Consider the following 6,607-nt stretch of genomic DNA (forward strand, 5'->3'; position numbering starts at 1 on the left):
CTGACCCACCGCCTTCGCGAGCAAGCCCGCTCCCACACAAGCCCGGCTCCCAGATTGGGTGAGCAAATGTGCTTAAGCCTTGAGGGTTTTCACGCCTTCAGGAGTGCCCAGCAACAACACATCCGCCGGACGCGCCGCGAACAAACCGTTGGTGACCACGCCGACGATCGCATTGATCTGGCGCTCAAGCTCCACCGGGTGGGTGATCTGCATGTTGAACACGTCAATGATGATGTTGCCGTTGTCGGTCAACACGCCTTCGCGGTACACCGGGTCGCCGCCCAGTTTTACCAGCTCGCGGGCCACGTGGCTGCGGGCCATCGGGATGACTTCCACCGGCAGCGGGAACGCGCCGAGCACCGGCACCAGCTTGCTGGCGTCGGCGATGCAGATAAAGGTCTTGGCCACGGCCGCGACGATCTTCTCGCGGGTCAGGGCTGCGCCGCCGCCTTTGATCAGGTTCAGGTGTTCGTCGCTCTCATCGGCGCCGTCGACGTAGAACTCCAAGTCGCTCACGGTGTTCAGCTCGTACACCGGAATGCCATGGCCCTTGAGGCGTGCGGCGGTGGCTTCGGAGCTCGCCACGGCGCCGTCGAAGGCGCCCTTGTGTTGGGCCAGCGCATCGATAAAGCAGTTGGCGGTGGAGCCGGTGCCGACACCGACGATGCTCTTGTCGTCGAGTTTAGGAAGGATTAAATCGACAGCGGCCTGGGCCACTGCCTGTTTGAGTTGATCCTGGGTCATGCGGGCTCCGGAACGGGCGGGGAGTAAAGAGGGCGGCGAGTATAACCCAACAAAACCTCGGGATTCGTGTGGTCGCCCGGCCAAAAGCCGGGTTAGACTCCTTGGCCCTGCCCAACCCGCTCAGTGATGCTTTCCGATGCTTGAACAGTACGTCAAAAAGATCCTCACCTCGCGCGTTTACGACGTTGCCGTAGAAACCCCGTTGCAGACCGCCCGCCAGCTCTCCGAGCGCCTCGGCAACAAGGTCTGGCTCAAGCGCGAAGACTTGCAGCCGGTGTTCTCGTTCAAGATTCGCGGCGCCTACAACAAGCTCACCCAACTGAGCCTGGAGGAACGTGCGCGCGGTGTGGTCACCGCTTCTGCGGGCAACCATGCCCAGGGCCTGGCCCTGGCCGCCAAGGTGCTGGGGGTCAAGGCCACTATCGTGATGCCCAAGACCACCCCGGAAATCAAGGTTGAAGGCGTGCGCTCGCGTGGCGGCAAAGTGGTGCTGCATGGCGACACCTTCCCGGAGGCCCTGGCCTACTCGTTGAAACTGGTCGACGAAAAAGGCTACGTCTACATTCACCCCTACGATGATCCGCACACCATTGCCGGGCAGGGCACCGTGGCGATGGAGATCCTGCGCCAGCACCCGGGGCCGCTGGACGCGATTTTCGTACCGGTGGGCGGCGGCGGGCTGATCGCCGGTATCGCGGCGTACGTGAAATACCTGCGCCCGGAAATCAAGATCATCGGCGTTGAGCCGGACGACTCCAATTGCCTGCAAGCCGCCATGGCTGCCGGCGAGCGCGTGGTGCTGCCAACCGTGGGCATTTTTGCCGACGGCGTGGCAGTGGCGCAGATCGGCCAGCACACCTTCGAAATCTGCAAAGACTATGTGGATGAAGTGATCACTGTCAGCACCGATGAAATCTGTGCGGCGATCAAGGACATCTACGACGACACCCGTTCCATCACCGAGCCTGCGGGTGCCTTGGGCGTTGCCGGCATCAAGAAGTACGTCGAGACCCGTGGTGTCACCGGGCAAACCCTGGTGGCCATCGACTCCGGCGCTAACGTCAACTTCGACCGCCTGCGCCATGTGGCCGAGCGTGCCGAGCTGGGTGAAGGCCGCGAAGCCATCATCGCCGTGACCATCCCCGAGCAGCCGGGCAGCTTCAAGGCGTTCTGCGAAGCTGTGGGCAAGCGCCAGATCACCGAATTCAACTACCGCTACCACTCCGGCCGCGAGGCGCACATTTTTGTCGGTGTGCAGACCCACCCGGAAAACGACCCACGCAGCGCGCTGATCGCCAGCCTGACCAGCCAGGGTTTCCCGGTGCTGGACCTGACCGAAAACGAACTGGCCAAGTTGCACATCCGCCATATGGTCGGCGGCCACGCGGCAAAAGTCAGCGACGAAGTGGTGTTCCGTTTTGAATTCCCGGAGCGTCCGGGCGCGTTGTTCAACTTCCTCAACAAGCTGGGCGGGCGCTGGAATATTTCGATGTTCCATTACCGCAACCACGGCGCGGCCGACGGCCGTGTGGTCGCGGGCCTGCAAGTGCCGGCGGACGAGCGCCACCTGGTGCCAGCCGCGTTGGCGCAAATCGGCTACCCGTATTGGGATGAAAGCGAAAACCCGGCCTACCAGCTGTTCCTCGGTTGAGCGACTACGCTGACTGAGCGGCCCTTAAGGAATAGAGACCATGGAAACGCTGACCACCCTCAAGGTTATCCACATCACCGCCACCGTGTTGCTGCTGCTCAGCGGCCTCGGCCTGGCGGTACTGGCCTGGCGCAAACGCAGCGCCGGCCCGGCAGTGACCGTGCAACGCCCGTGGGCATTTGTGTGGCTGCTGATGGGTAGTTGCCTGGTGAGCATGCCGTTTACCGGCTGGTGGCTGGTGCACCTGATTGGCTGGCCGTTGGGGCAGACCTGGATTCTGGGTTCCAGCATCCTCTACACCGTGGCGGCGCTGGCCTGGTTCTGGCTGGTGGCGCGGCTCAATCGACTGCGTCTGGGCGGTGGTGGCAGCCTGAATTTCACCTTGGTGCTGGCCGTGGTCAGCCTGGTGGGGTTTGTGGCGATTGCGGGGTTGATGGGCGCCAAGCCGGTTTAAGGCTTTTGGGCTGTTGTGGTGAGCGGGCTTGCCCCGCGCTGGGGCGCGAAGGGGCCCTAAAACCAGCTCATCGGTCTTGGCCGGCGATAGGCGTGCGCGGGTTGGGGCCGCTTCGCAGCCCAGCGCGGGGCAAGCCCGCTCACCACAGGTTTTCAGCTGCGCAGAGTGATCACCGGCCAGCCACGCTTCTCGGCTTCAGTGCGCAAATTCGGATCAGGATCCACCGCCACCGGGTGGGTCACTTGCTCCAGCAGCGGCAAATCATTCATTGAATCGCTATAAAAGTAGCTGTCTTCCAGGCTGTACCCGGTTTCTTCCAGCCAACGGTTCAGGCGTGTCACCTTGCCCTCGCGAAAGCACGGCACGTCGGTGCTGCGTCCGGTGTAGCGGCCGTCGGCCATCTCGCACTCGGTGGCGATCAGGGTGTCGACGCCCAGGCGCGCGGCAATTGGCGCGGTGACGAAGCGGTTGGTGGCGGTGATGATCACCAGTTTGTCGCCGGCGGCGCGGTGCTTGGCCAACAGTTCCACGGCCTGAGGCAGCATCAGTGGGTCGATGCAGTCGCGCATGAAGTCCAGGTGCCAGGCGTCCAGCTGGGCCATCTCGGTGCGGCCGAGGATTTCCAGGCTGAAGTTCAGGTAGGCGGCGTTATCCAGCTTGCCGGCCAGGTAGTCCTGGTAGAACTCGTCATTGCGGGCCTTGTAGGCGATCGGGTCGAGAATTCCGCGTTCACACAGGTAATCGCCCCAGGCGTGATCGCTGTCACCGCCCAGAAGCGTGTTGTCCAAGTCGAATAAAGCCAGGCGCATTGCAGTTACTCGCTGAAAAGTCTGTAAAAAGGCGTCCAGAATACGGTCTTTTCACAAGAGTGCACATAAGGTAAGAAGCCTCGTTGCCGCTTGATCAACCTTTGTGGAACAATGCGACGACATGCGTTTGCGAGGTTGTTGCCGTGATCGACCCCGATGGTTTCCGTCCTAATGTCGGGATTATTCTTACGAATGATGCCGGACAGGTGCTATGGGCTCGCCGAATCAACCAAGATGCCTGGCAGTTTCCTCAAGGCGGAATCAACCCCGACGAAACCCCTGAAGACGCCTTGTACCGTGAGTTGAATGAAGAAGTCGGCCTTGAGCGCGAAGATGTGCAAATTCTGGCCTGTACCCGCGGCTGGTTGCGCTATCGTTTGCCGCAACGCCTGGTGCGTACCCACAGCCAACCGCTGTGCATCGGCCAGAAGCAGAAATGGTTTCTCCTGCGCCTGATCTCCAACGAGCAGCGGGTGCGGATGGATTTGACCGGTAAACCGGAGTTCGATGGCTGGCGCTGGGTCAGTTATTGGTACCCGTTGGGCCAGGTGGTGACATTCAAGCGCGAAGTTTATCGTCGCGCTCTCAAAGAGCTTGCCCCGCGCCTGTTAGCGCGCGACTGACGACGGAGTTCGACCCCGAGCCATGCTCAATACGCTGCGCAAGATCGTCCAGGAAGTTAACTCCGCCAAGGATCTCAAGGCGGCGTTGGGGATTATTGTGTTGCGCGTCAAGGAAGCCATGGGCAGCCAGGTCTGCTCGGTTTACCTGCTGGACCCCGAGACCAACCGTTTTGTGCTGATGGCCACCGAGGGCCTGAACAAGCGCTCCATCGGCAAGGTCAGCATGGCGCCCAATGAAGGTCTGGTGGGCTTGGTCGGGACGCGTGAAGAACCCCTGAACCTCGAAAACGCGGCTGATCACCCGCGTTACCGCTACTTTGCCGAAACCGGTGAAGAGCGTTACGCCTCGTTCCTCGGCGCCCCGATCATTCACCACCGCCGCGTCGTCGGCGTGTTGGTCATCCAGCAAAAAGAGCGTCGCCAGTTTGACGAAGGTGAAGAAGCCTTCCTCGTGACCATGAGCGCGCAGCTCGCCGGGGTTATCGCCCACGCCGAAGCCACCGGCTCGATTCGCGGCCTGGGTCGCGAGGGCAAGGGCATCCAGGAAGCCAAGTTCGTTGGCGTGCCGGGTTCGCCGGGCGCGGCAGTCGGTACGGCGGTGGTCATGTTGCCGCCGGCGGACCTGGACGTGGTGCCGGACAAGACCGTCAAAGACATTGACGCCGAAATCAAACTGTTCAAGACCGCCCTGGAAGGCGTGCGCGCCGACATGCGCAACCTGTCGAACAAGCTGGCCACCCAGCTGCGCCCGGAAGAGCGCGCGCTGTTCGACGTGTACCAGATGATGCTCGACGACGCGTCCCTCGGGAACGAAGTCAAGACCGTGATCAAGACCGGCCAGTGGGCTCAGGGCGCGCTGCGCCAGGTGGTCACCGATCACGTCAACCGTTTCGAATTGATGGACGACGCCTACCTGCGTGAGCGTGCCTCGGATGTGCGCGACCTCGGTCGCCGCCTGCTGGCTTACTTGCAGGAAGATCGCACCACCAATATGGTTTTCCCCGACAACACCATCCTGGTCAGTGAAGAGCTGACCGCCACGCAGCTCGGCGAAGTGCCGGAAGGCAAGCTGGTGGGGTTGGTCTCGGTTCTGGGTTCGGGTAACTCCCACGTCGCGATCCTGGCGCGTGCCATGGGCATCCCGACGGTGATGGGCCTGGTGGACCTGCCGTACTCCAAGGTCGACGGCATCGACATGATCGTCGATGGCCATCGCGGCGAGGTCTACACCAACCCCAGTGACGTGCTGCGCAAGCAGTTCGCCGAAGTGGTCGAAGAAGAGAAACAACTGGCGCAGGGCCTCGACTCGTTGCGCGAGCTGCCGTGCGTGACCCTCGACGGCCACCGCGTGCCGCTGCTGGTCAATACCGGCCTGCTGGCCGATGTAGCCCGCGCGCAACAGCGTGGCGCCGAAGGGGTTGGGCTGTACCGCACCGAAGTGCCGTTCATGATCAACCAGCGTTTCCCGAGCGAGAAGGAGCAGCTGGCGATTTATCGCGAGCAACTGTCCGCCTTCCACCCGTTGCCGGTGACCATGCGCAGCCTGGACATTGGCGGCGACAAGTCACTGTCGTATTTCCCGATCAAGGAAGACAACCCCTTCCTTGGCTGGCGCGGCATTCGCGTAACGCTCGACCACCCTGAAATTTTCCTCGTGCAGACCCGCGCCATGCTCAAGGCCAGCGAAGGCCTGAACAACTTGCGCATTCTGCTGCCGATGATCTCCGGCACCCATGAGCTGGAAGAAGCGCTGCACCTGATCCACCGCGCCTGGGGCGAAGTGCGCGACGAAGGCGCCGACGTACCGATGCCGCCGATTGGCGTGATGATCGAAATTCCGGCAGCGGTGTACCAGGCCAAGGAATTGGCGCGGCAGGTGGACTTTCTGTCGGTCGGCTCCAACGACCTGACCCAATACCTGCTGGCCGTGGACCGCAACAACCCACGCGTGGCCGACCTCTACGACTACCTGCACCCAGCGGTGCTGCAAGCCTTGCAACACGTGGTGCGCGATGCCCATGCCGAAGGCAAGCCGGTGAGTATCTGCGGTGAGATGGCCGGTGATCCGGCGGCGGCGGTGCTGTTGATGGCGATGGGCTTTGACAGCCTGTCGATGAACGCCACCAACTTGCCGAAGGTGAAATGGATGCTGCGCCAAGTGAACCTGAGCATGGCCAAGGAATTGCTGGCCGAGTTGATGACCATCGACAACCCGCAAGTTATCCACAGCTCGCTGCAGTTGGCGCTGAAGAACCTGGGGCTGACGCGGATGATCAACCCGGCTTCCGCCAAAACCCTTTAACTGTGGGAGCGGGCTTGCTCGCGA

General features: G+C 62.0%; 6 protein-coding genes. 4 read left to right on the top strand and 2 right to left on the bottom strand.

The window, feature by feature from the left end:
- Positions 1 to 72 precede the first annotated feature (72 nt).
- On the bottom strand, positions 73 to 744 hold the full coding sequence (gene rpiA / locus WBB95_RS02965; protein WP_424486219.1) for a ribose-5-phosphate isomerase RpiA: 672 nt from the start codon (positions 742 to 744) through the stop codon (positions 73 to 75).
- A gap of 136 nt (positions 745 to 880) precedes the next feature.
- On the opposite strand from rpiA, the gene ilvA reads away from it, so the two are divergent.
- Both ilvA and WBB95_RS02975 read left to right on the top strand, forming a co-directional pair.
- The gene (ilvA, locus tag WBB95_RS02970) at positions 881 to 2,395 is read left to right on the top strand and encodes a threonine ammonia-lyase, biosynthetic (RefSeq protein WP_424486220.1); all 1,515 of its coding nucleotides are present in this window, start codon (positions 881 to 883) and stop codon (positions 2,393 to 2,395) included.
- A 40-nt stretch (positions 2,396 to 2,435) separates the two neighbouring features.
- Positions 2,436 to 2,849 carry a DUF2269 family protein gene (locus tag WBB95_RS02975; RefSeq protein ID WP_424486221.1) on the top strand — a complete coding sequence of 138 codons (414 nt, stop codon included), beginning with the start codon at positions 2,436 to 2,438 and terminating at the stop codon, positions 2,847 to 2,849.
- Positions 2,850 to 3,001: 152 nt separating this feature from the next.
- Here WBB95_RS02975 and WBB95_RS02980 read toward each other — a convergent pair whose 3' ends face one another.
- Positions 3,002 to 3,658, bottom strand: coding sequence for an HAD family hydrolase (locus tag WBB95_RS02980; RefSeq protein ID WP_424486222.1), 657 nt, complete (start codon positions 3,656 to 3,658; stop codon positions 3,002 to 3,004).
- Between the two features lie 143 nt (positions 3,659 to 3,801).
- On the opposite strand from WBB95_RS02980, the gene WBB95_RS02985 reads away from it, so the two are divergent.
- The gene (locus tag WBB95_RS02985) at positions 3,802 to 4,281 is read left to right on the top strand and encodes an RNA pyrophosphohydrolase (RefSeq protein ID WP_003176750.1); all 480 of its coding nucleotides are present in this window, start codon (positions 3,802 to 3,804) and stop codon (positions 4,279 to 4,281) included.
- Between the two features lie 22 nt (positions 4,282 to 4,303).
- Positions 4,304 to 6,583, top strand: coding sequence for a phosphoenolpyruvate--protein phosphotransferase (gene ptsP / locus WBB95_RS02990; protein WP_424486223.1), 2,280 nt, complete (start codon positions 4,304 to 4,306; stop codon positions 6,581 to 6,583).
- Positions 6,584 to 6,607 lie beyond the last annotated feature (24 nt).

It is taken from the genome of Pseudomonas sp. (assembly GCF_049645325.1).
In the GTDB taxonomy this organism is placed as follows: Bacteria; Pseudomonadota; Gammaproteobacteria; order Pseudomonadales; family Pseudomonadaceae; genus Aquipseudomonas.